The 25,809-nt window shown below is 58.6% G+C and carries 27 protein-coding genes; 11 read left to right on the top strand and 16 right to left on the bottom strand.

Annotated features, from left to right (window positions below; translation table 11 throughout):
* Window positions 1–4 precede the first annotated feature (4 nt).
* Genes SIB73_RS07725 through cbbX form a run of 4 tightly spaced genes read left to right on the top strand, consistent with a single transcriptional unit; the run spans window position 5 to window position 3,825 of the window.
* Entirely contained in the window at window positions 5–1,510 is a 1,506-nt protein-coding gene (locus SIB73_RS07725; RefSeq protein WP_413406348.1) for an NADH-quinone oxidoreductase subunit M, read from the top strand.
* Window positions 1,507–2,646: a CO2 hydration protein gene (locus SIB73_RS07720; protein WP_413401566.1), complete on the top strand. Its 1,140-nt coding sequence runs from the start codon at window positions 1,507–1,509 to the stop codon at window positions 2,644–2,646. Before SIB73_RS07725 ends, SIB73_RS07720 begins: the two co-directional genes overlap by 4 nt.
* A 26-nt stretch (window positions 2,647–2,672) precedes the next feature.
* Window positions 2,673–2,924: a 4a-hydroxytetrahydrobiopterin dehydratase gene (locus SIB73_RS07715; protein WP_413401568.1), complete on the top strand. Its 252-nt coding sequence runs from the start codon at window positions 2,673–2,675 to the stop codon at window positions 2,922–2,924.
* Window positions 2,908–3,825 (top strand): CbbX protein, encoded by a 918-nt coding sequence (gene cbbX / locus SIB73_RS07710; protein ID WP_413401569.1) that lies wholly within the window; start codon window positions 2,908–2,910, stop codon window positions 3,823–3,825. The genes SIB73_RS07715 and cbbX overlap by 17 nt, the downstream gene beginning before the upstream one ends.
* A 32-nt stretch (window positions 3,826–3,857) precedes the next feature.
* Here cbbX and SIB73_RS07705 read toward each other — a convergent pair whose 3' ends face one another.
* The gene (locus tag SIB73_RS07705; RefSeq protein ID WP_066906102.1) at window positions 3,858–4,085 is read right to left on the bottom strand and encodes a DUF3136 domain-containing protein; all 228 of its coding nucleotides are present in this window, start codon (window positions 4,083–4,085) and stop codon (window positions 3,858–3,860) included.
* A gap of 47 nt (window positions 4,086–4,132) precedes the next feature.
* Complete coding sequence (locus tag SIB73_RS07700; protein ID WP_413401571.1) at window positions 4,133–4,531, bottom strand: Rid family detoxifying hydrolase; 399 nt, start codon at window positions 4,529–4,531, stop codon at window positions 4,133–4,135.
* A gap of 43 nt (window positions 4,532–4,574) precedes the next feature.
* Here SIB73_RS07700 and SIB73_RS07695 point away from each other — a divergent pair, with 43 nt between their 5' ends.
* Window positions 4,575–5,654: an ABC transporter ATP-binding protein gene (locus tag SIB73_RS07695; protein ID WP_413401573.1), complete on the top strand. Its 1,080-nt coding sequence runs from the start codon at window positions 4,575–4,577 to the stop codon at window positions 5,652–5,654.
* Between the two features lie 48 nt (window positions 5,655–5,702).
* On the opposite strand, the gene gloB is transcribed toward SIB73_RS07695, so the two are convergent.
* Window positions 5,703–6,467 (bottom strand): hydroxyacylglutathione hydrolase, encoded by a 765-nt coding sequence (gene gloB / locus SIB73_RS07690; protein WP_413401575.1) that lies wholly within the window; start codon window positions 6,465–6,467, stop codon window positions 5,703–5,705.
* A gap of 29 nt (window positions 6,468–6,496) precedes the next feature.
* Between gloB and hisG the strand changes: the two genes are divergently transcribed.
* Both hisG and SIB73_RS07680 read left to right on the top strand, forming a co-directional pair.
* Window positions 6,497–7,150, top strand: a complete 654-nt coding sequence (gene hisG, locus SIB73_RS07685) for an ATP phosphoribosyltransferase (protein ID WP_413401577.1) — start codon at window positions 6,497–6,499, stop codon at window positions 7,148–7,150.
* On the top strand, window positions 7,150–8,991 hold the full coding sequence (locus tag SIB73_RS07680) for an ABC transporter ATP-binding protein (protein ID WP_413401579.1): 1,842 nt from the start codon (window positions 7,150–7,152) through the stop codon (window positions 8,989–8,991). Before hisG ends, SIB73_RS07680 begins: the two co-directional genes overlap by 1 nt.
* On the opposite strand, the gene SIB73_RS07675 is transcribed toward SIB73_RS07680, so the two are convergent.
* On the bottom strand, window positions 8,964–9,719 hold the full coding sequence (locus tag SIB73_RS07675; RefSeq protein WP_413401581.1) for an alpha/beta fold hydrolase: 756 nt from the start codon (window positions 9,717–9,719) through the stop codon (window positions 8,964–8,966). The two genes, SIB73_RS07680 and SIB73_RS07675, sit on opposite strands and share 28 nt — an antisense overlap.
* 120 nt (window positions 9,720–9,839) lie before the next feature.
* Between SIB73_RS07675 and SIB73_RS07670 the strand changes: the two genes are divergently transcribed.
* Window positions 9,840–10,301 (top strand): GNAT family N-acetyltransferase, encoded by a 462-nt coding sequence (locus SIB73_RS07670; RefSeq protein ID WP_074159282.1) that lies wholly within the window; start codon window positions 9,840–9,842, stop codon window positions 10,299–10,301.
* Here the strand turns inward: SIB73_RS07670 and SIB73_RS07665 are convergent.
* Genes SIB73_RS07665 through SIB73_RS07655 form a run of 3 tightly spaced genes read right to left on the bottom strand, consistent with a single transcriptional unit; the run spans window position 10,271 to window position 12,798 of the window.
* Window positions 10,271–10,996 carry a TIGR04283 family arsenosugar biosynthesis glycosyltransferase gene (locus tag SIB73_RS07665; protein ID WP_413439778.1) on the bottom strand — a complete coding sequence of 242 codons (726 nt, stop codon included), beginning with the start codon at window positions 10,994–10,996 and terminating at the stop codon, window positions 10,271–10,273. The two genes, SIB73_RS07670 and SIB73_RS07665, sit on opposite strands and share 31 nt — an antisense overlap.
* Window positions 10,993–11,619: a TIGR04282 family arsenosugar biosynthesis glycosyltransferase gene (locus SIB73_RS07660; protein ID WP_413401584.1), complete on the bottom strand. Its 627-nt coding sequence runs from the start codon at window positions 11,617–11,619 to the stop codon at window positions 10,993–10,995. Before SIB73_RS07660 ends, SIB73_RS07665 begins: the two co-directional genes overlap by 4 nt.
* A gap of 18 nt (window positions 11,620–11,637) precedes the next feature.
* Window positions 11,638–12,798: a trypsin-like peptidase domain-containing protein gene (locus SIB73_RS07655; protein ID WP_413401586.1), complete on the bottom strand. Its 1,161-nt coding sequence runs from the start codon at window positions 12,796–12,798 to the stop codon at window positions 11,638–11,640.
* A gap of 54 nt (window positions 12,799–12,852) precedes the next feature.
* On the opposite strand from SIB73_RS07655, the gene dnaA reads away from it, so the two are divergent.
* Complete coding sequence (dnaA, locus tag SIB73_RS07650) at window positions 12,853–14,280, top strand: chromosomal replication initiator protein DnaA (RefSeq protein ID WP_413401588.1); 1,428 nt, start codon at window positions 12,853–12,855, stop codon at window positions 14,278–14,280.
* A gap of 73 nt (window positions 14,281–14,353) precedes the next feature.
* Complete coding sequence (locus tag SIB73_RS07645; RefSeq protein WP_413401589.1) at window positions 14,354–14,554, top strand: hypothetical protein; 201 nt, start codon at window positions 14,354–14,356, stop codon at window positions 14,552–14,554.
* 821 nt (window positions 14,555–15,375) lie between these two features.
* On the opposite strand, the gene SIB73_RS07640 is transcribed toward SIB73_RS07645, so the two are convergent.
* A complete protein-coding gene (locus tag SIB73_RS07640; RefSeq protein ID WP_413401591.1) occupies window positions 15,376–15,768 on the bottom strand; it encodes a nuclear transport factor 2 family protein in 393 nt (130 codons plus the stop codon).
* 592 nt (window positions 15,769–16,360) lie between these two features.
* Window positions 16,361–17,011 carry a ParB-like protein gene (locus tag SIB73_RS07635; RefSeq protein ID WP_413401593.1) on the bottom strand — a complete coding sequence of 217 codons (651 nt, stop codon included), beginning with the start codon at window positions 17,009–17,011 and terminating at the stop codon, window positions 16,361–16,363.
* Window positions 17,012–17,162: 151 nt separating this feature from the next.
* Between SIB73_RS07635 and gorA the strand changes: the two genes are divergently transcribed.
* A complete protein-coding gene (gene gorA, locus SIB73_RS07630) occupies window positions 17,163–18,524 on the top strand; it encodes a glutathione-disulfide reductase (protein WP_413401595.1) in 1,362 nt (453 codons plus the stop codon).
* A 28-nt stretch (window positions 18,525–18,552) separates the two neighbouring features.
* On the opposite strand, the gene SIB73_RS07625 is transcribed toward gorA, so the two are convergent.
* From SIB73_RS07625 to SIB73_RS07595, 7 genes are all read right to left on the bottom strand, one after another.
* Window positions 18,553–20,043: a GMC oxidoreductase gene (locus tag SIB73_RS07625; RefSeq protein WP_413401597.1), complete on the bottom strand. Its 1,491-nt coding sequence runs from the start codon at window positions 20,041–20,043 to the stop codon at window positions 18,553–18,555.
* Between the two features lie 42 nt (window positions 20,044–20,085).
* The gene (locus SIB73_RS07620; RefSeq protein ID WP_413401599.1) at window positions 20,086–20,691 is read right to left on the bottom strand and encodes a heme-copper oxidase subunit III; all 606 of its coding nucleotides are present in this window, start codon (window positions 20,689–20,691) and stop codon (window positions 20,086–20,088) included.
* A gap of 3 nt (window positions 20,692–20,694) precedes the next feature.
* The gene (locus SIB73_RS07615) at window positions 20,695–22,383 is read right to left on the bottom strand and encodes a cytochrome c oxidase subunit I (protein WP_413401602.1); all 1,689 of its coding nucleotides are present in this window, start codon (window positions 22,381–22,383) and stop codon (window positions 20,695–20,697) included.
* 4 nt (window positions 22,384–22,387) lie between these two features.
* A complete protein-coding gene (locus SIB73_RS07610; RefSeq protein WP_413401604.1) occupies window positions 22,388–23,335 on the bottom strand; it encodes a cytochrome c oxidase subunit II in 948 nt (315 codons plus the stop codon).
* Window positions 23,332–23,943: a DUF2231 domain-containing protein gene (locus SIB73_RS07605; protein WP_413401606.1), complete on the bottom strand. Its 612-nt coding sequence runs from the start codon at window positions 23,941–23,943 to the stop codon at window positions 23,332–23,334. Before SIB73_RS07605 ends, SIB73_RS07610 begins: the two co-directional genes overlap by 4 nt.
* 23 nt (window positions 23,944–23,966) lie before the next feature.
* The gene (locus SIB73_RS07600) at window positions 23,967–24,467 is read right to left on the bottom strand and encodes a DUF2231 domain-containing protein (RefSeq protein ID WP_413406350.1); all 501 of its coding nucleotides are present in this window, start codon (window positions 24,465–24,467) and stop codon (window positions 23,967–23,969) included.
* Between the two features lie 112 nt (window positions 24,468–24,579).
* Window positions 24,580–25,698 (bottom strand): calcium/sodium antiporter, encoded by a 1,119-nt coding sequence (locus SIB73_RS07595; RefSeq protein ID WP_413406352.1) that lies wholly within the window; start codon window positions 25,696–25,698, stop codon window positions 24,580–24,582.
* Window positions 25,699–25,809 lie beyond the last annotated feature (111 nt).

Here is a 25,809-nt window from a genome sequence, read left to right as displayed (position 1 = left end):
GGTCATCATGCTGACGGTTCTTCTTCTGATCCCCTTCCTCGGTTCACTGTTGATCAGTGTTCTATCTGGTGCCGAAACGGCCAGCCGCAGCCGCACATTCACGCTGGTCACTCTCGCCCTGCAGTGTCTGCTCAGCTTCGGCCTGCTGATTCCCTTCTCAGCGGTCGAGCCTGGACAGCAACTGGTGGAGATTCTCCCCTGGCTGCCTCAGGTTGGTCTCGAATTCAGTCTCGGTGTTGACGGTCTCTCGCTCCCGCTTGTGCTCATGAACGGGGTGCTCTGTCTTGTGGCAGCAGCAGCATCGCGTTCGGTCGACAACCGTCCTCGCGTTTATTTCGCCCTTCTGCTGGTCATCAGCGGTGCGGTGAATGGTGCTTTCCTCGCTCAGAATCTCCTGCTCTTCTTCCTGTTCTATGAACTGGAGCTGATTCCTCTCTGGCTGCTCATCGCGATCTGGGGTGGCGCCAACAGGGCCTATGCCTCAACCAAGTTTCTGATCGTCACAGCCGTGTCAGGCGTTCTGATCCTGGCGGCCTTTCTTGGCATCGCCCTGGTCACAGGGAGCGTTGATTTCGGAATCCGGCCGATCCTCACCACACAGATGGGGCTGACCAGTCAGCTTGTGCTGATGAGCTGTCTGCTGATCGGCTTCGGAATCAAGATCCCTCTCTTCCCTTTCCATACCTGGCTTCCGGATGCTCACACCGAGGCTTCCACGCCTGTTTCGGTGCTGCTGGCCGGTGTTTTGCTGAAGCTGGGCACCTACGGCCTTCTGCGTTTCTGCCTCGGCCTTTTCCCGGAGGCATGGTCCGTGGCTGCCCCCTGGCTGGCCGGCTGGGCAGCTGTTTCAGTGCTGTACGGATCCCTGGCGGCCATCGCGCAGACCGACATGAAGCGGATGGTGGCCTACAGCTCGGTGGGTCACATGGGCTATGTGCTGCTCGCCGCCGCTGCGGCCACTCCCCTCGCGCTGATTGGTGCTCTGTTCCAGATGGTCAGTCACGGCCTGATCTCAGCTGTTCTTTTCCTTGCGGTTGGCGTCGTGTACGAGCGCACAGGCACCCGTGACCTCAACGTGCTGCGGGGGCTGTTGAATCCTCAGCGTGGTCTGCCTCTGACCGGCACCTTGATGATCATCGGTGTGATGGCCAGTGCAGGAATCCCAGGCATGGCTGGTTTCATCTCCGAGTTCCTCGTTTTCAAGGGAAGTTTCGAGATGTTCCCTGTGGCGACTCTTCTCTCGATGGTCGGCTCAGGCCTCACAGCTGTCTATTTTCTGCTGCTGGTGAACCGTGCGTTCTTCGGTCGTCTTGCGGTGGCTTCCGGCGCCAATCAGAATCCGAGAATCCTGAATCAGGTGCCCTTCGCCCAGCAGATCCCCGCTCTGTCGATGTCTCTGCTGATCCTTCTGCTTGGTGTTGTTCCCAATCTTCTCGTGGGCCTCAGCCAGCCAGCCACCGCCCAGCTCAGCGAACTCGCCACACTGGTCCAGCCTGGAGGGCTCTCATGACCACCACTGCCAGACCTCAAGCCACCGAACCCACGCTCCCGGATCAGGAAGAGCTGATCAGGCGTCTGCTGTCGGACACCCCTCTGCTGGCTGACACCCCAGACCATCTGCTGCAGGTGGTGAATGTGCTGGAAAGTTACGGCCTTGTGCTGGATGCCTACAGCTGCAACCTCGTGCATCAGGGAAAGACGCAACTTCTCAATCCGTTCCCGGTGTTCCGCTTCTTCCACGAGGGATTCACTCCAAAACGCTTCTGGGAGCACCTGATGGGTGACCGGATCAACTTCGAATATGCCGAGTACTGCCAGAAAGCGATGTTCTGGCACGGAACGGGAGGGATGGATGCCTATTTCGATTCAGAGCCTTTTGAAGACGTGTGTCGCCGCGTGATCGCCCTGCGCTCCAGGCGGGATCCTCTTCTGCGTCTGGTGAATGGTCTCTATCCGGGCTTCGCACCTGAAGCGATCAGATCGATGACGACGATCTATGCGCTGGGTCTGTTCTGGCGGGTGATGAGTGACATCTTCATTGACCTGGCACGCCGTTATCGCATCGGAGAAGTGGCCTGTGTGCTGGATGTGGTTCATCACATCCGTGATGGTCTGGTAACGGCCGCAGGAAATCCCATCACCTACGAGGTGATGGTGGGTGGTGAGTCCGTATGGGTTCTCCCCCCGGAAGCAGGTCTCACCTTTCTGGTTGATGTCGCCGTGCCTTATGTGGAGGCGGTGTTCTTTCGAGGCATGCCGTTTCTCGGAACGGTGTCTTACAACGCCCAGGCCCGTCAGATCGCAGCGGACCAGAGTCTGTTCAAGTACGGAGCTCTCTACGCGGATCCTTTGCCGAGCATGGGAGCTGGGATCCCCCCGAGCCTCTGCATGTCGGACATGTACAGGAATCTTCCCGAGGAGCTCAGCCGCTGGTATGACCGTCACGGTCGTGGACAGGCAGATGCCCATGTTCAGATCTGCATCAGCTTCCAGAAGTCGATGTTCTGTGTCACCAATGCAGCCATCGCCGGCACAATGCCCAATCCTCTCGACACCCAGGATCCCGAGCAGCAGGCGGCCAACCGTGCCTACGCGTCGGCCTGGTCGGAACGTCTGATGGGCTGTCAGAGGGGAGCCCTCCTTTAGGTTTCGGAGAGGCCCCGAGGTTGTTGATGGAAGCCTGGAATGAACGCAAGCGACCGGTCTGTCTGGAGAAGCGATTCGAGTTCGACAGTTACAGCACCACCCGTGATTTCCTGGATCGGCTTGGTGAGTTCAGTGAACTGAACAAGCGCTATCCCGATATCAGCTTTGGGAAAACCTATGTGAACATCACTTTGCGCCCTGATGAGGACGCGGAAGATGCGAGCCTGAGCGATTCAGATCACGCCTTCGCTGCGGCAATTGATGGACTCATCGATTGATCTGGAATCCAGTTTCATTGCTTCGGGAGTCGGTGAGGTCCTCGACCATCTGGACACCGAGCTGATCGGTCTGCGGCCCGTCAAAACCAGAATTCGTGAGATCGCGGCTTTGCTGCTGGTGGATCAGGCTCGACAGTCCCTGGATCTGGTGAGCAGGGCCCCGAGCCTGCACATGTCGTTCACAGGTCAGCCAGGAACCGGAAAAACAACGGTTGCGCAGAAGATGTCGCAGATCCTGCATCGGCTTGGTTATCTACGAAAAGGGCATGTGATAACGGTCACCAGGGATGACCTGGTTGGTCAGTATGTGGGGCATACGGCACCGAAAACAAAAGAGATGATCAAGCGCGCTCAGGGAGGCGTTCTGTTCATCGACGAGGCCTATTACCTCTACAAACCGGGAAATGAACGAGATTACGGCGCGGAAGCGATTGAGATTCTTCTGCAGGAGATGGAGAGTCAGCGCAATGATCTTGTGGTGATCTTTGCCGGTTACAAAGACCGGATGACAGCTTTTTATCAATCCAATCCAGGCCTGTCCTCAAGGGTTGCTCACCACATCGATTTCCCTGATTACAGCCAGGGTGAATTGATGGCGATTGCGCAACTGTTGCTGGAACAACAGCAGTATCGATTCAGCGATGCCGCGCTGGAAGCCTTTGGGAGCTACATCAGCAGGCGGCGTCAATTGCCCTTCTTCGCCAATGCCCGCTCAATCCGTAATGCCATTGATCGTCTGCGACTGCGGCATGCCAATCGCCTGTTCTCGCGGCGCGATCAGCCTGTCAGCCGTGAAGCCCTGATCACCATCGAAGCAGCCGATGTCTACTCCAGTCGTGTTTTTCAGGGTGAAGTGGAGGGAGCCGACCCTTCCAGGCCACTGACCGGCGGAGCAGACTGATCACTCCACAGCAGGGCTGAGCAAGGCAATGCTTAACCAGGACTCGGCTGTTCCAGGTCGCGTCGAATCAGCGCCATCAGGTACGAGGGCGCTTTGTAGCGCCCTGGCAGGCAGCGGTTCAGGGTCTCAAGATGGCCCCAGCACACGGTTTTTTCGATGTCCTTCACCTCGCGTCCTTCCTTGAGGAGTCGCCGTAACGCCTTGCAGTAAAGGGGATAGCCCGCTTCCAGTTCGCCGATGGTCAGCTTGGCCTGGGCCATGAAGGTCGCTCGGTGCATCTCTTAACTTATGAAACCGTCGGAACGCTTCATCCAAGCCAGGCGACGCAGTCGATCTCAACCTTGGAGCCCTTAGGCAGTGCTGCCACCTGCACACAGGCTCTGGCAGGGCTCACGCCGTTGCCGAACATCTCTGCATAGATCGTATTAACCGTCTGAAAGTCCGCGAGATCGACCAGATACACCGTTGTGCGGACCACCTTGGCGGCCTCGGTCCCCGCAGCGCTCAACACGGCGTTGAGATTGCGCAGCACCTGTCGTGTTTCCGCCTCCACATCCCCACCTCCCACCATCTCACCGGTGGCAGGGTCCAGAGGGATCTGCCCCGAGCAGTAAAGCCATCCACCGGCTTGCACGGCCTGGTTGTAGGGCCCGACCGGGGCGGGTGCGTCAGTGGTGGTGATGGCCTGATGGGTGGTGGTCGTCATAAATGTGGATCACAATGGGGCTGCATTTTCGCGCCCCGTGTCGATGGAGTCCTTACCGGTCGAGATCGATGGTCTCTGGCACAGCTATGGCTCCTCCGGGGCGGAGTGGACTCTTCAGGACATCAATCTCGGCCTGGGGGCGGGCGAACTTGTGGGGTTGCTGGGACCTTCCGGTTGTGGCAAGACCACTCTCCTGAGGCTGATCGCCGGGTTCGAGACTCCGGTTCGCGGCAGCATCCGTCTGCACGGCCGCGAGGTGGCCAGTCCCCAGCGCTCGCTGGCTGCAGAACGCCGTGGCGTGGGCATGGTGTTTCAGGACTACGCCCTGTTTCCGCATCTCAACACCTGGGACAACACCTGTTTCGGTCTTCGCCGCGGGCAGGACACAGCCCGGGCGACCTGGCTTCTTGATCTGCTTGGACTGGACCAGCTGAAAGAGCGTTATCCCCACGAGCTCTCAGGTGGTCAGCGTCAACGTCTTGCTCTGGCCAGAGCCCTGGCACCGGCGCCGTCGGTGGTCCTGCTTGATGAGCCCTTCTCGAATCTTGATGTGGAGGTTCGCCTGCGCCTTCGCAGTGAACTTCCATCTGTTCTCAGTGCCTGCAACGCCAGCGGAGTTCTGGTGACCCATGACCCCGAGGAGGCGCTGGCGATCTGCAGTCGAGTGGCTGTGCTGCGTGACGGCTGTCTGCATCAGTGCGCCAGCCCGAAAGACATGGTGAACTCTCCGGCCACTCCCTTTGTGGGCAGCTTTGTTCTTCAGCGCAATGTTCTGCCGGTATGGAATGACGCCAGCGAGGGTTGCCTGCGCTGTCCTCTGGGTGATCTCGAGAGACCTGGTGATCTCCAGGCCGATTCCCTGACTGAAGAGGCAACGGTTCTGGTTGCTCCTGAAGCCATCACGCTGCTGGAGGATTCCAGTGGTGAGGATCAGATCGTGGGACGGGAGTTTCTCGGCCACAGCTGGATGTACAGGGTGAAGAGCGGGGATCGGCAGCTGAGGCTGCTGAGACCGCTTTCCGAGGACTATCAGCGCGGCCAGAGCTGTCGTTTGCGTCTCCAGCCAGGCTCATCCGTCCTGCTGCATCCTCTGCGACGATCCCTGCTGAGCCGTGCCAGCTGAGCTGTTGGAACTGCGCCGACTCAACCAGGCTTGTCCAGCTCACCTTGCTCAGTCGCGCCAGCTGTCCTTGTGGAGTCTCAGTTCACGCAGTTCCTGGGCTGTACTCGCTCTCAGGAAGAGATTGGTGCTGCGCTCCTCGCCCATGGTGCTGGGAAGGGAAAGTTCTCCCTGGCTGCGAAGCTCTCGGACAGAGCTCAGGCGTTCGGCAATGGCCTCATCATCGGGCCTCACGGCATGGGCCCAGCGCAGGTTGCTTTCGGTGTATTCATGGGCGCAATAGACGATGGTCTCGTCCGGCAGCGCCCGCAGGCGCGTGAGGGCCAGGTGCATGTCCTCGGCTGATCCTTCCATCAGTCGTCCGCAGCCACCTCCGAACAGGGTGTCACCGCAGAACAGTGCAGGCGTCGGATCATTCGGGGTGCAACCCTCGGGGAGCACGTAGGCCAGATGCGCCCTTGTATGGGCTTTCACGTCGATCACGCTGACGGTCTGTCCCAGCAGTTCGAGCCGCATGTCCGGATCCACCGAAACCGTCTGGAAAGGAATCCGCTCGCGGTCAGCGGCGGCTGCGATCACGGCAGCTGAGGGCCATTGGTGCAAAAGCTCCGGCGTGCCGCCGATGTGGTCTGCGTGGTGGTGGGTCTGCAGAACGGCCTTGAGTTCCAGCCCGTGATCCACCAGCCATTGCCGCACTGGTTCAGCGACGGCGGGATCGACTACCACCGCCTCGTGCCCCCGTGTCCAGATCCAGACAATGTTGTCCTGCAGCACCGGCAGCGGCTTGATTCCTTCGCTCTGACATGGGTGGCCCATCGTTAAAGTTTTGGGCAATGCAGGCTTCCATGATCACCGTTGCACTGGCCAAGGGAGCTCTGCTGAGGGAGTCCGTGGAACGGTTCAGGCTTGCAGGTCTTGATTTTTCGGCGGTGCTTGATCCCGACAACCGACAGCTGATGGTGCCCTCGGTCTGTGGTCAGGCCCGAGCTCTGCTGGTCCGGAACGGTGATGTGCCGGTCTACGTGGCTTACGGGCAGGCCCAGCTCGGGGTGGTCGGTTATGACGTGCTGCGAGAACACCAGATGCCTGTGGCTCATCTGGTGGACCTCGGTTTCGGTGGCTGTCGCATGTCTGTTGCCGTGAAGTCGAGCAGCGGATACCAGAGAGCCACCGACCTGCCCCCGCACTGCCGGGTGGCCAGCAAATTCACGCGCTGCGCCCGACAGTATTTCGATTCAATCGATCTGCCTGTCGAGCTTGTGCATCTCACTGGATCGGTGGAACTCGGTCCGATCACCGGAATCGCTGAAGGGATTGTGGATCTTGTGGCCACAGGTCGAACACTCCGGGACAACGGTCTGGTCGCCATCGAAGACCTCTTTCACACCACTGCCCGACTGGTGGGGCACCCCCTCTCGCTGCGCCTGGACCAGGGAGAGCTGCAACAGGTCATTGAGGCGATGGACGCTCCCAGTCGGGAGATGGTGAGCACGACCTGATGGCCGGTTCCGATCTTCAGCGCATCAGCCGGCTGGGGCGCTACCTGGGACGCGACCGTCGTCGTCTCCTGCTCACATTGATCCTGTTGATCCCGGTAGCGCTCGCCGGGGCGATTCAGCCACTGCTGGTTGGTCAGGCCATTTCGGTTCTGCGCACCGTGTCCGGGGCCACCAACGAGGCGGTCGCACCGATTCTTCAGCCTCTGGACAGCACTCTGGCTCTGCGACTGATCATCGCTGCTCTGTTGATTTCCGTTCTGGTGCGTCTGGCGCTGCAGGGAGTGCAGAGCTACAACATCCAGTCGGTCGGCCAGCGACTCACAGCCAGGATTCGCCGTGATCTCTTCGCCCATGCGATGGATCTTTCCCTTAGGTTCCATGACCGCATGCCTGTGGGCAAGTTGCTCACCCGACTCACCAGTGATGTCGATGCGTTGGCTGAGGTGTTCGGCAGCGGTGCTGTAGGGGTTCTGGGCGATCTGGTGACGCTCACCGTGATCGCGGTGACCATGCTGCTAATTGAGTGGAGACTTGGACTTCTGCTTCTCGTTTCCCAGGTTCCCGTGACCCTGGTCGTTCTCTGGTTGCAGGGGCGATATCGCAGAGCGAACTATCGGGTGCGTGAGGAGCTGTCACAGCTGAATGCAGATTTTCAGGAAAACCTGCAGGGTCTGGACGTCGTTCAGATGTTTCGTCGTGAGGCCTTCAATGGAGCTCGTTTTCAACGAACCGGCCTGGCTTACCGAGGAGCGGTGAATGGAACGATACTTTTTGACAGCAGCATCTCCGCATTCCTGGAGTGGGTCTCACTCGGAGCGGTGGCGGTCGTACTGGCCCTGGGGGGCTGGATGGTCACCTCCGGGGCAATGGGGCTCGGCACTCTCACGACGTTCATCCTCTATTCGCAGCGTTTGTTTGACCCACTGCGACAGATGGCCGAGCGATTCACTCAGATTCAGGGTGGTCTGACCGCTGTCGAGCGAATCGGCGAACTGCTGGAAGAACCACTCGAAATTCGCGATCACACCCTCGCGGTCCCCGCATCAGCAGCAGAGTCAACGGCTGAAAACATTCCTGCTCCGCTTCAGGTCATGCCGTCGCCTCGTGGCGAAGTGGTGTTCGAAAGGGTCCATTTCTCCTATCGACCGGATGAACCGATCCTTCAGGATCTGAGCTTCCGACTTGCTCCGGGTGAACACGTGGCGCTGGTGGGTCCCACCGGCTCGGGTAAGACCACAGTAATCCGGTTGCTGTGCAGGCTCTATGAACCTCAGCAAGGCCGCATTCTTCTTGATGGACGTGACATCCGCACTCTCTCGCTGCCTGATCTGCGCCGCCAGCTTGGAGTGGTGCTGCAGGACACGTTCCTGTTCAGTGGCAGCGTTGGCGACAACCTGCGTCTTGACCGGGACATCGATGACAACCAGCTCAAGGATGTCTGCAGGGACCTGGGCCTCAGCTCATTGCTCGGCAGACTCCCTCAGGGGCTGGACACGGAGCTGCGTGAGCGTGGTGGAAACCTCAGCTCCGGAGAGCGCCAGCTGCTCGCCGTTGCACGCGTGGCGATCCGCAATCCCAATGTGCTTGTGATGGACGAGGCGACCGCATTCATGGATCCTTCCACGGAAGCAACCCTGCAGAGGGATCTTGACCATCTGCTGGAACGTCGCACCGCCATCGTGATCGCCCATCGTCTCGCCACCGTTGAAGCCGCAGATCGGATCCTCGTTCTCCGACGTGGTCGTTTGATCGAGCAGGGAACCCATCTGCAGCTGAGGGCGCAGGGTGGTCTTTACGCCGAACTCGCCGAACTTCAGGAGCGAGGGCTGGCCAGGCTCTGATCCTGAACCCAGCCGTGAACAATGTCTCTGAGAACATCGGGCCTCTCCCGCATCGGCAGATGACCACAGCCAGCGATCTGGCGGTAGTCATGACCGGGGCTGTAGGCCGCAAGATGGCGCACATAGCCAGGTTCCATCACCTGATCGTTGTCACCGCTGATCCAGAGGCTGTCGACACCCAGATCCGAAACCAATCCAGGCAGCTCCCGAACAGCACCACGACTGGTGCTGTTCACCAGCAGTCCGCGGGCGGCCCGTCGCTCTGCCTTGAACGGGCCCAGCGTTCCTATGGGAGCTGGCAGCTGACCGAGAGCATCTGGACGCAGCTCCAGAATCAGGCGTCCGAAGCTGCGCAGTCGGCGAAAGGGCCGCGGCTGATAGATCCCTCCTCCCGCCGCCAGCAGAACGACGCCCGTCAGCCCAGGTTGTTTCCGCTGACGCAGATGCGCTTCGGCATGCAGCACCACGCTGCCGCCGAGGGAGTGCCCCAGCAGCATGAATGGCCGTCCCTGCGCCTGCTGAACGGCACCCTGCGCCAGCCAGCGGCCGTAAGCCGACAGGTTGGGAAGCATGCCTGAGGGGCGCTCCGCGTCACCGAAGCCAGGAAGATCAGGGCACCAGAGCTCGATATCAGGGTGGCTCTCTCTCCAGCAGGTGGCGAAAGGCGACCAGACCTGCCTGCTCAAAAGCCAGCCGTGAACAGCAATCAGCAGTTGAGTTGCAGGCATCGACGCAGAACTTGCCCACCCACCTTGCCGCTCTTCGCGCCTTCCGTGCGCCAGGATCGTGACACTGCAGCATCGTCAGTGATCGACGACCCTTCGCTTACGCCAGAGACACTGCAAGTGATGTACGGCGATCAGGCGAAGCTGTGTGCGACCCCTGCGAGCCAGCTCACGCTGGTGTTCAGCCAGCATCGCCCGTTTGATCTGGTGGAACTGGAGCAGCTGCTTGAGGCGGTGGGCTGGAGCAGGCGACCTGTACGACGGGTTCGCAAGGCTCTCGACAACAGCCTGATCAGGGTCGGTCTCTGGCGCCACGATGCCCGGATTCCCCGTCTCGTGGGCTTCGCGCGCTGCACCGGTGATGGAGTGCTCGAGGCGACCATCTGGGATGTGGCGGTTCACCCCCTCTATCAGGGTTCCGGTCTGGGCAGTCAGCTGATGGATTACATCCTCGATGCTCTGCGTGCCCTTGGCACCGAACGGGCAACCTTGTTCGCCGATCCGGGGGTTCTGCCCTTCTACAAACGTCTTGGCTGGGACCTTGAGCCCAATGGTCACCGCTGCGGTTTCTGGTACGCGAACTGAGTTCCGTAGTAATCAGCGGCGAGCCTCTCCGGGGACTCACCCTGCTTCCAGCGTCTGCGCAGCCGAGCATTGCGCCAGCTGCGACGGAGGACTCCCTCCTCCTGCCAGCGACGGCCATCGGTGGTCAGGGGCAGACCGATCCGCCTGAGATCAGCAACGCGGCCCAGGCGCTCGACCAGATCCAGATCCTCCATCAGCGGCAGCTCGGCAAAGCCGCCGCAATGCTCGTAGAGATTGCGATGCAGGAACAGTCCCTGGTCACCGTATGGGCGTTGCAACATGCGGCTGCGCAGGCCCACAACCCCTTCAAGCAGCCTCCTCGCCGGAGTGGACGGGCTGATCTGCAGATCGAAGTACCAGGCGGATCTCTCGGTCGAGGAATGCTGCAGCAGTGTGCTCAACACCCCCGACCATTGCGCTGACAACCGGCTGTCGGCATGCAGGAACAGCAGCCAGTCAGTCTGTGCCTTCGCTGCGGCGGCGCGAAGTTGACGGCCGCGGCCAGGCTCTTGAACGTTGATCAACTGAGACCCTGTCAGGTGGGCGATCCTGACCGTGGCATCACTGCTCCCTCCATCGGCAAGCAGGATCTCCAGTCGGAGCCCGCCGTGCTGCAGGTCCGCCAGCAGCAGCGGCAGCCGAGTTGCCTCATTCAGGCAAGGAATCACCACGCTCAGCTCCGCTGGTCTGTTCATGCCAGCCATTTCTCAAGATCCTCGAGATGGTCGATGTCATTGCGCATCTCGAGCTCAGCGGGGGCCAGTCCGTGCTCGTGGGCTCTCTGGGATGTGAGGCGCAAGACCTGATCGCTTCCCCACGGGATCGAATGAAAGGGCCAGCGGGGGACTCCCGGCAGCGTTGCCGACAGGCCCAGCAGCCAGTAACCACCATCGCGTGATGGCCCGATCACCAGCGGTGAGTTGTGCAGAAACTCGACGGCTCTGATCAGGTCTCGCGGAGCCAGGTCGGGAAGATCCGTGCCGATCAGAATCACAGGAGCTCCAGGATGACTGCGACGTGCCTGAAGCACCTCCCTGCGCATCCGGTTGCCAAGGTCTCCGCGGCCCTGTGCGCTGATGCTGGCCTCGGGAACGGAGCTCAGCCAGCGGCGCCAGGCGCGCGGTCCGGCACCGCTGATGGCGACGTGAAGCTTCAGCGTTCCAGCCCTGGCGAGACCTTGAGCCACAGTCAGGGTGTGACTGATCAGTCTGGCCTGAATCGCTGCCGCGCTCGACTCACCCAGCTTGTGTGCGAGGCGACGTTTGCACCGCCCGCTGGCAGGCCAGCGGGTCATCACGATCAGGATGGGCTCGCTCATCGGATCTGCCCCGGAGGATCACTGCTGCCGCGGAAGTTCCTCGGGTTTCACCATCAGCTCGATGCTGTCGCCATCGCGTTCCACAACGATCGGCATGGCCTCGCCGACGCGGCCCCGGTCGACCGCCAGCTGCACCTGGGAAGGGTCCTGAACCTTGGTGCCGTTCACTTCACGGATCAGATCGCAGGGGCGGATTCCTCCTGAGGCGGCAGGACTGTTCTCCACCACTTCGATCACCACCACACCGTTCAATTCAGGCACCTGGCAGAGATTGCTGTTGGCTGCGGCATTGATCTCCTTGGCGAGCTGGGGCGTCAGGCTCTGGAGCCGGACCCCGATGAAGGGGTGAGACGCCTGTCCGGTGCTGATGATCTGCTGGGCGATCCGCTTGGCCAGATTGATCGGGATGGCAAAACTGAGGCCGGCTCCCGGGGCCTTCTTGATGGCGGTGTTGATGCCGATCACCTGGCCGGCTGCGTTGATCAGCGGCCCGCCGCTGTTGCCTGGATTCACGGCTGCATCAGTCTGGATGTAGGGCACTCTCTGCCCCTCTCCGATCGCATTGGTGCGATCCACGGCACTGATGATCCCCGCAGTCACCGTGTTGTTGAGGCCAAGGGGATTGCCGATCGCGATGGCCCATTCCCCTGGCTTGAGAGCATTGGAATTACCGAGGGGCGCGACCGGTAGTTTGTCGGCCACCACGCGCACCACAGCGATATCCGTGAGTGGGTCGCTCCCCAGAACGCGGCCACTGAAGCTGCGGCCGTCCGGCAGCGTCACCGAGACCTGGTCCGCACCCTCGACAACGTGTGCGTTCGTGAAGATCAGGCCATCGGAGCGGGTGATGAATCCGGATCCCTGTCCCGCCTGCTGCTGAATCGGAGCTCTGCCGCCGAACAGATTGCCCAGCGGATTGACCACACGTTTCACCGTGTCGATCCGCACCACGGAGGGCCCGACTCTGTCCACGGCCTGGACAATGATGTTTTTCCCCGGTTGAAGGGGGGCTGAGCGGGGGCCATCGCTCACTTCCGGCAGGGGGTCGCTGGCAGGTGGCTGATCCAGTCCGATGCGCTGCTTCCAGGTGGATCCGCAGCCGCTGAGGCTGGAGCCGATCAGGCCGACGCCGATGAGCGTGAGTGCTCGCTGCAGGGGACGCTGGATGGCGGAGGCCATGAAGAGGTGTGATGTCGTCAGCACCTCATTAAAGACGGACCGATCCGGCCTGGGGTGCGTAGATTCAGCCACCGTGATTCGGAGGGTGCAGTGCTGACGGGCAGTGAGCTGTGGAGCAAGGTTCAGCAGGCCCTTCAGAGCAACCTCAGCAAGCCGACTTTCGAGACCTGGATTCGCCCTGCCCAGTGCAGCGGATTCCGGGAAGGAACCCTCACATTGCTGGCTCCCAACAGTTTCGCCAGCAACTGGCTGCGCAAGAACTACGCGAGCACCATCGCGGATGTGGCGGCTGAAATCGTCGGTCAGCCTGTGTTGGTGTCTGTTCTGGCGCGTGATGGCGAAGACCCCCAGTCAGGTTCCCCAGGCGCAGGCGTCACGCCGGCAGCCACAACCGCTGCGGTGCCGGCTTCATTGGCGCCACCCACCCCAGCCACAAGGGCGCCCCGTCGTCTGCCGGGGCTGAACATGCGTTACGTGTTCAATCGCTTCGTTGTGGGGCCCAACAGCCGCATGGCCCATGCCGCTGCACTCGCTGTGGCTGAGGCCCCGGGCCGAGAATTCAATCCGCTGTTCATCTGCGGAGGGGTGGGCCTCGGCAAAACCCATCTCATGCAGGCCATCGGCCATTACCGCCTTGAGATCGATCCAGACGCCAAGGTGTTCTACGTCTCCACCGAGACCTTCACCAACGATCTGATCGGTGCCATCCGCAAGGACGGCATGCAGGCTTTCCGTGACCGCTACAGGGCCGCCGATCTCATCCTTGTGGACGACATTCAGTTCATCGAAGGTAAGGAATACACCCAGGAAGAGTTCTTCCACACCTTCAACGCGCTGCACGAGGCAGGTCGGCAGATCGTGATCGCCAGTGACAGGCCCCCCAGCCAGATTCCAAGACTGCAGGAACGCCTGATCTCGCGCTTCTCGATGGGACTGATCGCTGACATTCAGGCACCTGACCTTGAGACACGCATGGCGATTCTTCAGAAAAAGGCAGAACAGGAGCGTGTCTCCCTGCCCAGGGATCTGATCCAGTACATCTCCGGTCGTTTCACCTCCAACATCCGAGAGCTTGAGGGTGCGCTGACGAGGGCGGTCGCCTTCTCCTCGATCACCGGGATGCCGATGACCGTTGAATCGGTCGCTCCGATGCTGGATCCCAGCGGTCAGGGTGTTGAGGTCACACCTCAACAGGTGATCGAAAAGGTTTCGGAGGTCTTCGGGGTGACCGCGGATGACATGCGCAGCAGCAGCCGTCGCCGGGCGGTCAGCCAGGCCAGGCAGGTGGGGATGTTCCTGATGCGTCAGGGCACGGGGCTCAGCCTGCCGCGAATCGGTGAGACGTTCGGAGGAAAGGATCACACCACGGTGATGTATGCCATCGAGCAGGTGGAGAAGAGGCTCGGCACTGATCCACAACTGGCCAGTCAGGTGCGGAAGGTGCGTGATCTGCTGCAGATCGATTCACGCCGCAAGCGCTGAGCCTTTCCTGCTGATACGTCATGAGGATTCAGAAATTTTCGCTGAGCTTTAAGCGATCACCCGCATGAGGCCGATGCGCTCCAGCGAGCCTGCATTGCGTTCCGGAAAGGGTTGTTGCCGTGGCGTTCTGGTATTGACTGTCTGCGCAGGAGCTGGTCAACAGCCAGGTGCATGGAGCGGTGGTCGCAAACCGCTTCAACATGCACTGCCTGTCAGAGGTGGGCTTCCTCAAGATCACCCAACAGCACCGCATGTGCATCACTCATTCGGGTGAAAGATACAGGTCGAAGACAACCTGATCGGGTGATGTGGCTTCCAATCAGTTCCGCAATGGTGGATACAGGGAGGAATGACCTTTTCTATTCACATCAAACCAATGACACTCCTTTCGATAAATCAAGGCTGGCAGTCTTTTTTGAAGCGAACTGTTGCTCATTGTTGCTTTGCTGACTGTCAAGCAAGCAAACGGAAAATCAATGCTCAAAGAGCATATGAAGCTCGCGCTATGAATCGTTTGAATCAGATCCAACCTCAATATTGCACCACCAACTTGGTTGATCACTCTGCATTTACGAACTGCTTCTGATCTGATTGTCGGGAAGCCTGAAGCCATTGCGAGGTGGCTGAAAGCAATACAAAACCCTTGAAGGGAAAAGCAGGGGGCGTTGAGTGGACGCTATCGATCTCCCGACAGAACAACCATATAAACAAGATAAATCTGAATGAGTGAATCAATGTCAGGGACAACTGCAAAAGCCCATTTGCTTGAACGATTGCTCGAACCCTTGAAAGGTTGCAGCGGGCTCTACAACTACAAGCAGGACCTTATGAAAAAGATCATGGCGATGCCGGATCTGACCGTAAGGGAGCATCTCGATTATCACGAGCGCTGTAACGTTCAGAACTAATCCATAAACCCCGCCAGGTGCGGGGTATTCGTGTGATGCCGCGGTTGGATCCATTCGTTTCGGCTCAGCGATGGTGATGCATCAGAGGAACGGCCTTCGCCAAACAGATGAAGCGAATGAAACTTATAGTCTTTGCTGCTAACGCTGTTGTGATGTTGGGTGGGGAATGCTCGATTTTCAATGCAATTTATTGAATGATTTTGTCTACTAAAACATCATCAAAATAGACCCGCACCTTGTTAAACATTTTGCCGTCAAACTCCAATATCCAGGCGTATTGGTTGTTGTAAGGTTGCCCTCTCTTGGCAATAGCCTTTGAGGTCATTTCCAGCACAACGAACGAGCCATCAATGATGACATTATGTACTTTCCATTGAATGCCACCATCCAAAGAGGACTTTAGTTTTGAGATCGCTGTATCAACAAAGTGATCCCTGGATGTGTAAAGACCAGCAAGGATGCTTGATCCTGTGATTACCCATTCGACATTCTCCGCTATGAAATTGGCCAGGAATTGATCAATGGCGCCGGTCTCCAATAGATGGATGGCATTGTTAATGTAATTACGAGTGATCTGCATGGAAAGATTTCTATTGTTTAACTTGTTTTGGAATATGCCTCGTTGAAGCGATTGGGATGGATGCTGTTCGAGAGAGATTCAACAGCCATCTTGGACTGAGGCATGACCTCGGGCAATGAAAGGGCCGCATAAGAGAGAGTTCGCAGCTTGTCGTGGTGTTGCTGTGATGGCAAAAGGTTTCCAAGAAAATATTTTAGTCTGAATTTCATTCACTGGCTAGTCGCACAAAGTGCGGTGTATTTTATTGAATGATTCAAGTCGTCACCTGTTTAAAAGCAGTAATCAATTTGACTTCTGTGCATTGATCTCATGAAATTTTCCGTGTTGGATAAGTGTTGGATAAAAACGCCAAACTGGCACCATCATCCTCCAGGAAATCAGGAGTAAGTCGATCATGGTGCGGCATTCAAAGCAGTGTCAGTCGTTGTTGATGAGCTTCGCTCTGGTGGGTTTTTAATCTCCGCATTTCCGCCGTTGCGGTTGACATCAGCACAGCTGCGCTTGGTGTTGAAGTCATCAATCCATGAGCAACGCGGGGATTTCCGGATCGTCACCATTCTGAGCAGCTGCAGGGACCCGTTCTCTGATGCTTTCAGCGCCCGCCGGTCCAGCCGGCCAGATGAGCCGCAGCCTGTGACTGCGACAGTCGCCGGGATGCCGGCAGTGCAGGATCCAGCTGGGACGAACTGAACGGAGGCAGCGGGCGCGTACGCAGCCATGCTCCCCAGCGAAATTCGTGATATGGAATCAGACGCTGTGGCTTGATCAATCCCTCCTTCTTGAGTTTCCAGACGAGGCTGCGGTAGGGATCGTCTTCAAGATCAAGCAAGGACTGGGGCAGTTTGGAGGGTTCCCAGGGACCGTTACCGCGACCGTCATGAAGATAAAGCCACCCCCGTTGCTGCAGGGCCAGGAGGGCGGCATCGCGGCTTTCGCTGTCAAGCTCAGCGATGACGTAGCCGTAGGTGGTGACCTTGGGATCCATTTCCAGCAAAGCCCTCAGGCGGTGGTGTCGATCCACCATCCAGAGCCCTCCGAGGCGGTTGCGCACCATGGGAACCGGCTTGCCGCGCAGGTACTCGAGACGCTCCCTTCTGCTTTCATTGCTGAAGTCCCGCTGACGGCTCCGGACTTCAGCGAGCCCAACGCACATCTGCGTGGGCTGGAGATCACAAACCCTGACTTCGATCAGACTCTGATCATCGTCATGATCTGGAATCCGGTCATAGCGAGGCAGATGCACACCCGACTCCAGGTCTCGACGGATTCAACACTATGCGGATCTCGGTGTGTGTTTGGTTCGCTGATTGTTTGGTTCGCTGATATGGATCGCCCCTCGTGAAGAGCCTGAAACCGGACCCATCAGAATGGTGGGTAGTTGAAAAGCAGCTGCGGTGGACCAGTCGTTTGATCTTGTGGTGATCGGTGCCGGTTCCGGAGGCCTGGCGGCCGCCAAGCGGGCTGCGCGTCATGGTGCGCGCGTTGCCATCGTGGAAGGTGATCGGGTTGGAGGCACCTGCGTAATCAGAGGGTGCGTCCCCAAGAAACTGCTGGTCTACGGATCTCAGATGGCCGGGCAGATGGAGGAGGCCTCCAGTTATGGAGTCTTTCCCTCCGATGTCCGGATTGATTCAGCACAGTTGCTGAGCAACGTGCGTGCTGAGGTGGATCGCCTCAATGCCATGCACATCGAATTACTGGCGAAGGCCGGAGTGGCGTTGATCAAGGGATGGGGACGGTTCGAAGATGACCATCACATTCTTGTCTCGGCGGAACCGGGTGGTGCACCGTTGGAGCGTCTGCATGCCGAAAGAATCATGGTCGGTGTCGGCGGCCGCCCTCAGCGACCCGATATCCCGGGTGCCGAGCTCGGCTGGGTCAGCGATGACATGTTCCTGCTGGAGCGTTTTCCGGAGCGCATGGTTGTGGTGGGTGCCGGCTTCATCGCCTGCGAATTCGCAGGAATTCTCAGTGGTCTCGGTGTTGAGGTGACCCAGCTGGTGCGCCGTGATCACCTGTTGCGAGGCTTTGATGCCGAACTGGCAGGTGTCGTGCAGGAAGGTATGGCTGACAAAGGAGTGGATGTGCAGTTCTCCAACGGCCCTGAAGCCATCGAGGGAACGCCGGGTGATCTGGTTGTGCGAACCCATCGAGGGGATCGAATTGCCTGCGGCGGGGTGCTGCTGGCCACTGGACGTCGACCTTTCCTGCAGGGTCTCAACCTTGAAGCTGCCGGAGTCACTGTTCAGGGCAACCGCATTCCCGTGGATGCCGACCAATGCACCAATGTGCCTCACGTGTTTGCTGTTGGCGATGTGACCGATCGCATCTGCCTCACGCCTGTGGCCATTGACGAGGGTCGTGCTTTCGCGGACAGCGTCTATGGAGATCGTCCTCGGCAGGTCGATCATGCCCTGGTGGCCAGTGCTGTGTTCAGTCAGCCTGAGCTGGCAACGGTTGGATTGTCGGAAGAGGACGCCATCGCTCAGCACGGAGCCGATGGCGTGGTGATTCACAGAGCACGGTTCCGTTCCATGGCGCAGGCACTGCCCAAGCGCGGCACCCGCTGTCTGCTCAAGCTGGTGCTCGAGGCGGGAACCGAACGGGTGCTCGGATGCCATATGGTCGGGGAGCATGCCGCCGAGATCATTCAAATGGCTGCGATCGCTGTCGGGATGGGGGCCACCAAGGCCGATTTCGATCGCACCATGGCTCTGCACCCCACGGTGTCAGAGGAATTCGTCACGATGACCTGACAGCTGCGTCAGCGTTGTGCTCTTCCGATCAGGCCTCGAGTCTCTTGTGGAGTGTCTCCGCCATGCGCAGTGCCAGGGCGATGGTGGTCAGACCGGGTCCCACGCTCGGGCAGCTGGGGAAAACGCTGCTGTCGGCGATGTAGACGTTGTCAAGGTCATGGCACTGTCCCGTTGAATCCACCACGGATGCGGAGGGATCCTCTCCCATGCGACAGGTTCCGCAGGCAAAGCCCACCACACTCAGAGGAGCTTCGCCGCGGGGATGCACAGGCTCTGATGTCACCACCTTGATGGCGGGATCGGCCTCGACGGATTTGATGGTGTCGATCCACCTGTAAACCAGTCGGTCGTGGGCTTCACGGTTGTTGTGAAGGTAGTTGATGCGAATCTGCTCCTTGTTCAGCCACACTCTGTTGTCCTGCTCGGGAAGCACTTCTGTCATGGCCCACCAGGCCACGGTGCGGGAAGCAAGTCGCTTGATGCCGAAATTAGGGATGAGCTTGCTGACAAGGGACAGGACCGGTGGGGATTCGGCGAACAGTGCGTCCTGCAGCACTCCTCCAGCAGCCTGAATGTGACCTAAGGGAAAGGTCACGTTTTTGTCTCCCCAGTAGTAGTCGTTCACCCCATAGGAACGTGGATAGCGGCCGCTGTTGGGTGCCGCTGAACGTTGCAGGATTGAGGTGATCTGAACGTTCATCAGATTTCTGCCCACCTGGTCTGACGAGTTGCTGAGACCGCCTGGATGACGTTCATTGCCGGATCTCAGCAGAATCGCCGGAGTGTTGATCGCACCGGCTGCAAGCACAACCAGATCTGAGGAGAACAACCAGATTTCGCCTTCCACATCCGCCTCCACCCTCTTCACTTCCCGTCCGCTCGGACTGACATGCAGCCTCAGGGCTTTCGCTTTGTGGCGGATTTCCAGATTGGCGCTGTCGGCATGCGCGAGTCCGCAGAGCTCGGCATCTCCGACTGGGTCACCGTCATTGTCCGACCAGCTGAGAGGAAGGTCGTAGGGCTGACAACCGTGGCGTTCCAGTCCTTCCCGCAGTTCTTCGAGGAATGGCATCACCGCGCGGGGTGAATGGTCAAAGCCTTTGGTTCGTGAAGGCTCAGTGGGATCGACACCAGCTTTGCCATGAACTCGATACAACGTCTCAGCCTGGTCGTAGTAAGGAGCCAGATGCGTGTAATCGAATGGCCATGACGGCGACACCCCCTCCTGCAACGGCAGGTCGGTGAAATCCTTTTCGCGCATGCGCTCGAGCACCGCTCCCCAGATTTTGGTGTTTCCGCCCACGGCATAGAACGTCTGCGGTGAGAAGGGATCACCATCGGGACCGAACCACTGTTCATCCTTCACACGAGGACGGCTCTGCCAACCGGCTTCCACAGCTTCACCTCGCTCGAGCAGAAGCACACTGTGCCCCTTGCTGCTGAGGCAACCTGCCAGGGTGCCGCCTCCAGCACCACTTCCGATGATGATGATGTCGTAGTGGCGGTCGTCGATGATCATGGATGACTCATGTCGTTGAGAACTGCGTGATGCAGACGGCGATCAGCTGGTGCGCTGCCACACATAAATCAGCACGTAGAGAATGATCCAGATGACATCCACGAAGTGCCAGAACAGGCTCACGGCGGTGACACCCATCTCACCCTTGGCGTAGTTGTTCGGGCGGAACGAACGCGCCAGCATCAGTCCCATCAGCAGGATTCCCGTGATCACATGCAGGCCGTGAAAACCGGTCAGCAGATAAAACGTTCCACCGAACACTCCGCTGCTCAGGCTGAAACTCAGCTCAGACCACTCAACGTATTGTCCATACACGAAGTAGCTGCCCATGGCCATTGTGAGCAGCCACAGGCCACGGAATCCCCAGAGATTTTCTTTGTGGAGATAGAGCTCGGCGAAATAGGCGACAAAGCTTGAGCTCACCAGAATGACCGTGTTGATCAGGGGCATCCGCGTTTCCAGACCCTCGACTCCTTCAGGAAGCCATTCCGGACTGGTGATCTTCAGAAGTGCATAACCAACAAAAAATGCCAGGAAGATGATGCTTTCCGAGCAGAGGAAGATCACGAATCCGGTGAGATTGTGGCCGTCATGTTTGATATGACCGGGTTCGTGCTTCAGTTCCAGATCAACATTGGCGCTGGTCATCGTTCAGGCCTCCATGGAACGTCGGACATAGAACTCCTCGTCTTCGACAAGGGGTTTGCCCAGGCCGTAGCCATAGGGCTCACTGATCACGGTCGGTACATCATCCTCGAAGTTTTCAGCGGGAGGAGGTGAGGGAAGCAACCACTCCAGCCCGATTGCTCTCCAGGGATTGGCCGGGGCTCTGGCACCCCTCGCCCAGGAGCTGACGATGTTGAGAATGAAGGGGATCGAGGCCACTCCCAGCATGAAGGCCCCGATACTCGCGATCACATTCCAGAGCGCGAATTCAGGGTCATAGGAGGCAACCCGCCTAGGCATGCCATAAAGGCCGGCCCAGTGGAGAGGTAGCCAGTTGAGTGTGGCACCGATGAAGGTGAGAGTGAAATGAACTTTTCCCAACCCCTCGTAGTACATGCGACCGGTGAATTTCGGGAACCAGTGGTAGATGCCGGCAAAGACTCCAAGTCCGATTGTATTGAAAATGATGTAATGAAAATGAGCCACAACGAAATAAGTATTTCCCACGTGGATATCAATTGGAACTGTGCCAAGCATCACTCCTGTAATGCCTCCGAAGATGAAGTTGACCAGGCCCCCCAGCACAAACAGCATCGGAGTTGTCAGGCGTATCTTGCCTCCCCAAAGCGTCCCCAGCCAGGCAAACACTTTCACTCCCGTAGGTACCGCGATCAGCATGGTGGTGACCATGAAAAGATTGCGCATCCACTGTGGAGTTCCGGTGTAAAACATATGGTGGACCCAAACAATCAGACCGAGAAAGGTGATGATGAACGAGGCCAGCGCCACAAACTTGTAGCCGAACAGAGGTTTGCGTGAATACACCGTGATCAGTTCAGAGAAGATGCCGAACACGGGCAGCACCATCACGTACACCGCCGGGTGTGAATAGAACCAGAAGAAGTGCTGGTAAAGCACGGGATCACCTCCCCCTTCAGGCCTGAAGAAGCTGGTGCCGAAACTGAGATCAAACAGCAACATGATCGCTCCTCCGGTGAGTGCCGGAAGCCCGATCAGCTGCAGGGTCTGCGCAGCCCAAGCGGTCCAGACGAACACGGGCATCCGGAAGTAGCCCATGCCGGGAGCCCGCATGCGGATGATTGTGGTGACGAAATTGATCGCTCCCATGATCGAGGAGACCCCTGAGATCGCCACGGCGAGGATCCACAGGAATTCACCGTTGATGAAATATCCGAGTGGGTTCTGAATGCTCATCGGTGGATAGGACCACCAGCCGGATGAAGCCGGTCCGCCAGGCACGAAGAAGCTGCTCAGGAGCACGACCGCAAACACAGGGACCAGCCAGAAGGCCGCGGCATTGAGCTTGGGGAAGGCCATGTCGGGAGCCCCGATCATGGTGGGGATCAACAGGTTGTTGAAGCCATTCAGAACCGGGAAGAGGAACAGGAACAGCATCACTGTTCCGTGCATTGTGTAGAGACCGTTGTAAACGCTCGGGTCCACCAGATCCGCCGGCGGAGTGATCAATTCCCCGCGCATCACCATGGCCAGCAATCCACCCAGAAGAAGGAAGAGCAGCGAGAGACCGATGTACTGAATGCCGATCACCTTCGCATCGGTGTTGAAGCTGAAGAAGCGCTTCCAGTTGTCGGGAGCACCTGGAACGGGGTGAGGAGCCTTGAGCACCCTCGGGTCGTAATTGGTGAGCGTCATCGTTTCAGGAGTCGTGGGGCGCTTCGGGATTGCCGGGGTCGTTGACCATGGGAGGAGCAGAGGGAGCGACCGTGGCCCAGCCACGGTCACCTTCCTTGAGGCGCTTTTCGTAAAGAGGGGTGCCTGGGCTCAGTCCCTTCACCATCGGCCGCTTGGCGGTTGTTGTCAGCCATGCGTCGTAGTTCTCCTCCGACTCGACGATCACATCGGTCTGGTTCTGTGAGAAATAAGCGCCGCTGAACATGGCGTCGCGCAGCCTGAAACGACCCTCACGGGTTGGTGTGATGCTGTAGGAGATCACGCTGCCAGGAATGATGTCCTGTTTCAGGCGGAATGCCGGGATGTAGAAGCTGTGAATCACGTCCTCTGAGCTGAGCAGAAAATTGGCTCGTAAATCGATCGGGAGGTGCAGTTCAGAACTACGCACTCCATCGGGGTAGACAAACTCCCAGGACCACTGCCTGGAGATCACTTCAATGGGTCCCACCTCACGGCGGACATCCAGTGTTGCAACAGCTTCGGGGTCCTGATTGATGGCAACGTCATATTTCTGCTTTGGCCCGAGTGTGGCGAGAGTTTCATTCACATGGATTGAATAAAGAGCCAGCGCCATCACAATCAGAAAAGGAATCACCGTCCAGATGATTTCCAGCTTTGTGTTCCCCTCAATGGGGAGACCGTCGCTTTCGTCATATTTTTCGGCACGACTGAAAAGAACGGACCAGATGATGAATCCCACGCAGCCGATGAAGATGAATGCACCGATTCCGACCTCCAGGCTGAAGAGATCGTCGACATAGGGCGCTGCCGTGGAGGCCGGAACCGGCAGCCATCCGTAGGCCCACTTGGAGATCTGAAGACTTGCCAGAAGATCTATGGCAGTCGAGATCAGAACTGTCAGAAACAGCTTGAACGGGAAGCGTTTTTTCGTGGCTCCACGAGTCGATGTCATGGCAGCGACTCCTTGAGATCGGCTCCAGCAGCGAGAAGTTGATCGGCGGTGATGTGAACGCCGAATTCACTGGCAAGCCAGGCCCCAAGACTTCCGTGGACGCCCATCACCAGCAGGATCGTGGCCCCGCAGAACAGATACAGCCAGGTCACTTGTCGACCGAAGTCCTTGCGCCATACGAAGCGTTGGTATCCGCGCCAGATGGTCATCGCCACGATGATCAGCAGCAGGGCCACACCGCCGATGGCATGCCAGAGCATTGTGTTGATGGCGTTCTGCCCGATCACGGTGCGGATGTCCCCTGGAAGCGGAACGGCCAGCAGCATTTCGTAGAAGCCGGCAGCCACCGTGAAGAAGGTGATCACACTGCAGGCAAGAACGTTGTACCAGCCCACGTCATGAAAGCCCGTGCGGGTCACCGGCAGGGCCAGAAAGCGGAAAATTCGTTTTTCAAGGGGGTAGAACGCACCTGCGAAATCAAAGGCAATGCCGATTGCGAACAATCCGATCGTGAAGTGAACCAGATTCGGATGGATCGGAATCGTGTAGGGAAGATCATTCGCACCGAGCTGATCTGCAATCTCATTGATGGGAGAAGGAATCGCCATCAAGTGGAGGAATGTCTCAGGGTTCATGACACCGCTCCACTGCGGATCGCATCAACCACAGGCACTGTGTGGAGTCCGTAAATCCAAACGAGCATGTCTCCCAGATACACCTGGCAGAACACGAGCGTTGCGAGCACACCATCGAGCACAAGAAAACCAGCGGGCAGTCGGGTTGGATCCTTTTGCCTCACCACGTAGCGCCAGCCTGTGAAGAGACCAAGAACACCGGCAAGCGACCAGCCGATCGTGCTGTGGTAATTCAGGATGTCCCTTGAAGCTCCGTAGGGACTGGCCAGTCCAGCTTCAATCTGGCCGAAGATGATGGCGACGAAGATTGCAACTGTCGCCACCACCAGATTCCAAAAGCTGACTTCAAACAGATTGCGTTTGCGAGTAATGACGCCAATCAGATCAAAGACAACTGTGATCAGCGCCATCGCGATCACGAAGTGAACCACGATTGGATGAATGACATCCAGCCAGGGAAGATTTTTGTCGTTGAGAGGTGGAAGCAGCTCGAGCATCGGCAAGCCGCGCAACGCTCTCCAAGGATGGACAGCATTCAGGATGCAGTCAGCCTTTCTTTTACGAATGCTCGCGATGCTGTGACAGGACTCCTGACACGACCCGCGGCAGTCAGTTCAGGTCGTCGGCTTTTCTCAGGCGTTTGCGTTGCAGTTGTCGCCAGTAGAGCCCTGCCTGAACAACAATCACGACAATCACAGCAGGAACCACAAGGCACAGCATCACCAGACGGAATTCGTCCTGCCAGCTGGGCAGTGTGCGAGGCAGCACCTGATCCACCACATAAAAGACGTAGAGGGCCAGAAGGATTCCTCCCTCCAGGCGCGTGATCCGGCCCTTGGTCCAGAAGATCGGCATGCAGGCCAGAGCGGTCAGCAGCATCACCGGCATATCGCGCTGAATCAGCATGGGGCTCACCTGCAGCCCTCCGGTCCCCGCTGCGGCCAGTGCACTGGCCGCAAGCACGAGCAGCTGGTTGAGCAGGTTGCTGCCCACGACGTTGCCGATCGCCAGATCCGTTCGGCCCTTGATGGCGGCCACCAGCGAGGTGATCAGTTCCGGCATCGAGGTTCCTGCTGACACGATCGTGAGTCCGATCACCGCTTCACTCACCCCCAGATAAGCAGCGGCACCACTGGCACCGCTGACGAGAACCCGCGATCCAACTCCCAGAAGCAGAACGCCGAGCAGCAGTGACATCAGCGCTTTCAGCAGGCCCCGTTTGCCCTGGTCGGGATTCACATCGGGCTCGGCTTCCTCGACTCCCGCCGGTTCCTCTCTGGCTGTGCGGATCTCCCAGATCGAGTTGATCAGCAGTGCGAGCAGCAGTGCCACGCCCGACTGCCAGGTGACCCGGCCCGCCGATGCCATGCCCCACACCGCGGCGGACACAGCAATCATCACCGGCACATCCCTGCGGACGAGACGGCTTTCCACCCGCAGCGGCATCACCACCGCACTGCTGCCGAGCACCACCATCACATTGAAAATGTTGCTGCCCACGACGTTGCTCACGGCCAGGGAATCCAATCCCCGCAGCACTGAATTGACACTGACGAACAGTTCCGGGGCACTGGTTCCGAAGGACACCACGGTCAGTCCAATCACCAGTTGTGGGATTCCGAAGATCAGCGACAGCGTCACCGACCCCTGAACAAACACTTCGCCGCCCGCAAACAAAAGACCGATCCCGATGAGGACCTCCAGGGCGGATGTCAGAAAGTCGGGCATCGTGCTCATCGGCCTGATCTCATTGTGCGATGCCACCCCGTGTCCGAAGGGGAGCAAGCCTGCAGGGATTCAGTCCATTGCCCTGCTCGGGAATTAGCATTCCGCCAAATT

The sequence above is a fragment of the Synechococcus sp. MIT S9509 genome (assembly GCF_047303035.1).
Classification (GTDB): Bacteria; Cyanobacteriota; Cyanobacteriia; order PCC-6307; family Cyanobiaceae; genus Synechococcus_C.
Note: the sequence above shows the minus strand (reverse complement) of the source record. Positions and strands in the feature narration are given on the sequence as shown.

Excerpts from the sequence above, each read along its gene's own strand:
- SIB73_RS07720 (WP_413401566.1), top strand. The coding sequence starts at position 1,507 with ATGACCACCACTGCCAGACCTCAAGCCACCGAACCCACGCTCCCGGAT.
- SIB73_RS07715 (WP_413401568.1), top strand. The coding sequence starts at position 2,673 with ATGGAAGCCTGGAATGAACGCAAGCGACCGGTCTGTCTGGAGAAGCGA.
- cbbX (WP_413401569.1), top strand. The coding sequence starts at position 2,908 with ATGGACTCATCGATTGATCTGGAATCCAGTTTCATTGCTTCGGGAGTC.
- SIB73_RS07705 (WP_066906102.1), bottom strand. The coding sequence starts at position 4,085 with ATGGCCCAGGCCAAGCTGACCATCGGCGAACTGGAAGCGGGCTATCCC.
- SIB73_RS07700 (WP_413401571.1), bottom strand. The coding sequence starts at position 4,531 with ATGACGACCACCACCCATCAGGCCATCACCACCACTGACGCACCCGCC.
- SIB73_RS07695 (WP_413401573.1), top strand. The coding sequence starts at position 4,575 with ATGGAGTCCTTACCGGTCGAGATCGATGGTCTCTGGCACAGCTATGGC.
- gloB (WP_413401575.1), bottom strand. The coding sequence starts at position 6,467 with ATGGGCCACCCATGTCAGAGCGAAGGAATCAAGCCGCTGCCGGTGCTG.
- hisG (WP_413401577.1), top strand. The coding sequence starts at position 6,497 with ATGATCACCGTTGCACTGGCCAAGGGAGCTCTGCTGAGGGAGTCCGTG.
- SIB73_RS07680 (WP_413401579.1), top strand. The coding sequence starts at position 7,150 with ATGGCCGGTTCCGATCTTCAGCGCATCAGCCGGCTGGGGCGCTACCTG.
- SIB73_RS07675 (WP_413401581.1), bottom strand. The coding sequence starts at position 9,719 with ATGCCTGCAACTCAACTGCTGATTGCTGTTCACGGCTGGCTTTTGAGC.
- SIB73_RS07670 (WP_074159282.1), top strand. The coding sequence starts at position 9,840 with ATGTACGGCGATCAGGCGAAGCTGTGTGCGACCCCTGCGAGCCAGCTC.
- SIB73_RS07665 (WP_413439778.1), bottom strand. The coding sequence starts at position 10,996 with ATGAACAGACCAGCGGAGCTGAGCGTGGTGATTCCTTGCCTGAATGAG.
- SIB73_RS07660 (WP_413401584.1), bottom strand. The coding sequence starts at position 11,619 with ATGAGCGAGCCCATCCTGATCGTGATGACCCGCTGGCCTGCCAGCGGG.
- SIB73_RS07655 (WP_413401586.1), bottom strand. The coding sequence starts at position 12,798 with ATGGCCTCCGCCATCCAGCGTCCCCTGCAGCGAGCACTCACGCTCATC.
- SIB73_RS07645 (WP_413401589.1), top strand. The coding sequence starts at position 14,354 with ATGCGCTCCAGCGAGCCTGCATTGCGTTCCGGAAAGGGTTGTTGCCGT.
- SIB73_RS07640 (WP_413401591.1), bottom strand. The coding sequence starts at position 15,768 with ATGCAGATCACTCGTAATTACATTAACAATGCCATCCATCTATTGGAG.
- SIB73_RS07625 (WP_413401597.1), bottom strand. The coding sequence starts at position 20,043 with ATGATCATCGACGACCGCCACTACGACATCATCATCATCGGAAGTGGT.
- SIB73_RS07620 (WP_413401599.1), bottom strand. The coding sequence starts at position 20,691 with ATGACCAGCGCCAATGTTGATCTGGAACTGAAGCACGAACCCGGTCAT.
- SIB73_RS07615 (WP_413401602.1), bottom strand. The coding sequence starts at position 22,383 with ATGACGCTCACCAATTACGACCCGAGGGTGCTCAAGGCTCCTCACCCC.
- SIB73_RS07610 (WP_413401604.1), bottom strand. The coding sequence starts at position 23,335 with ATGACATCGACTCGTGGAGCCACGAAAAAACGCTTCCCGTTCAAGCTG.
- SIB73_RS07605 (WP_413401606.1), bottom strand. The coding sequence starts at position 23,943 with ATGGCGATTCCTTCTCCCATCAATGAGATTGCAGATCAGCTCGGTGCG.
- SIB73_RS07600 (WP_413406350.1), bottom strand. The coding sequence starts at position 24,467 with ATGCTCGAGCTGCTTCCACCTCTCAACGACAAAAATCTTCCCTGGCTG.
- SIB73_RS07595 (WP_413406352.1), bottom strand. The coding sequence starts at position 25,698 with ATGCCCGACTTTCTGACATCCGCCCTGGAGGTCCTCATCGGGATCGGT.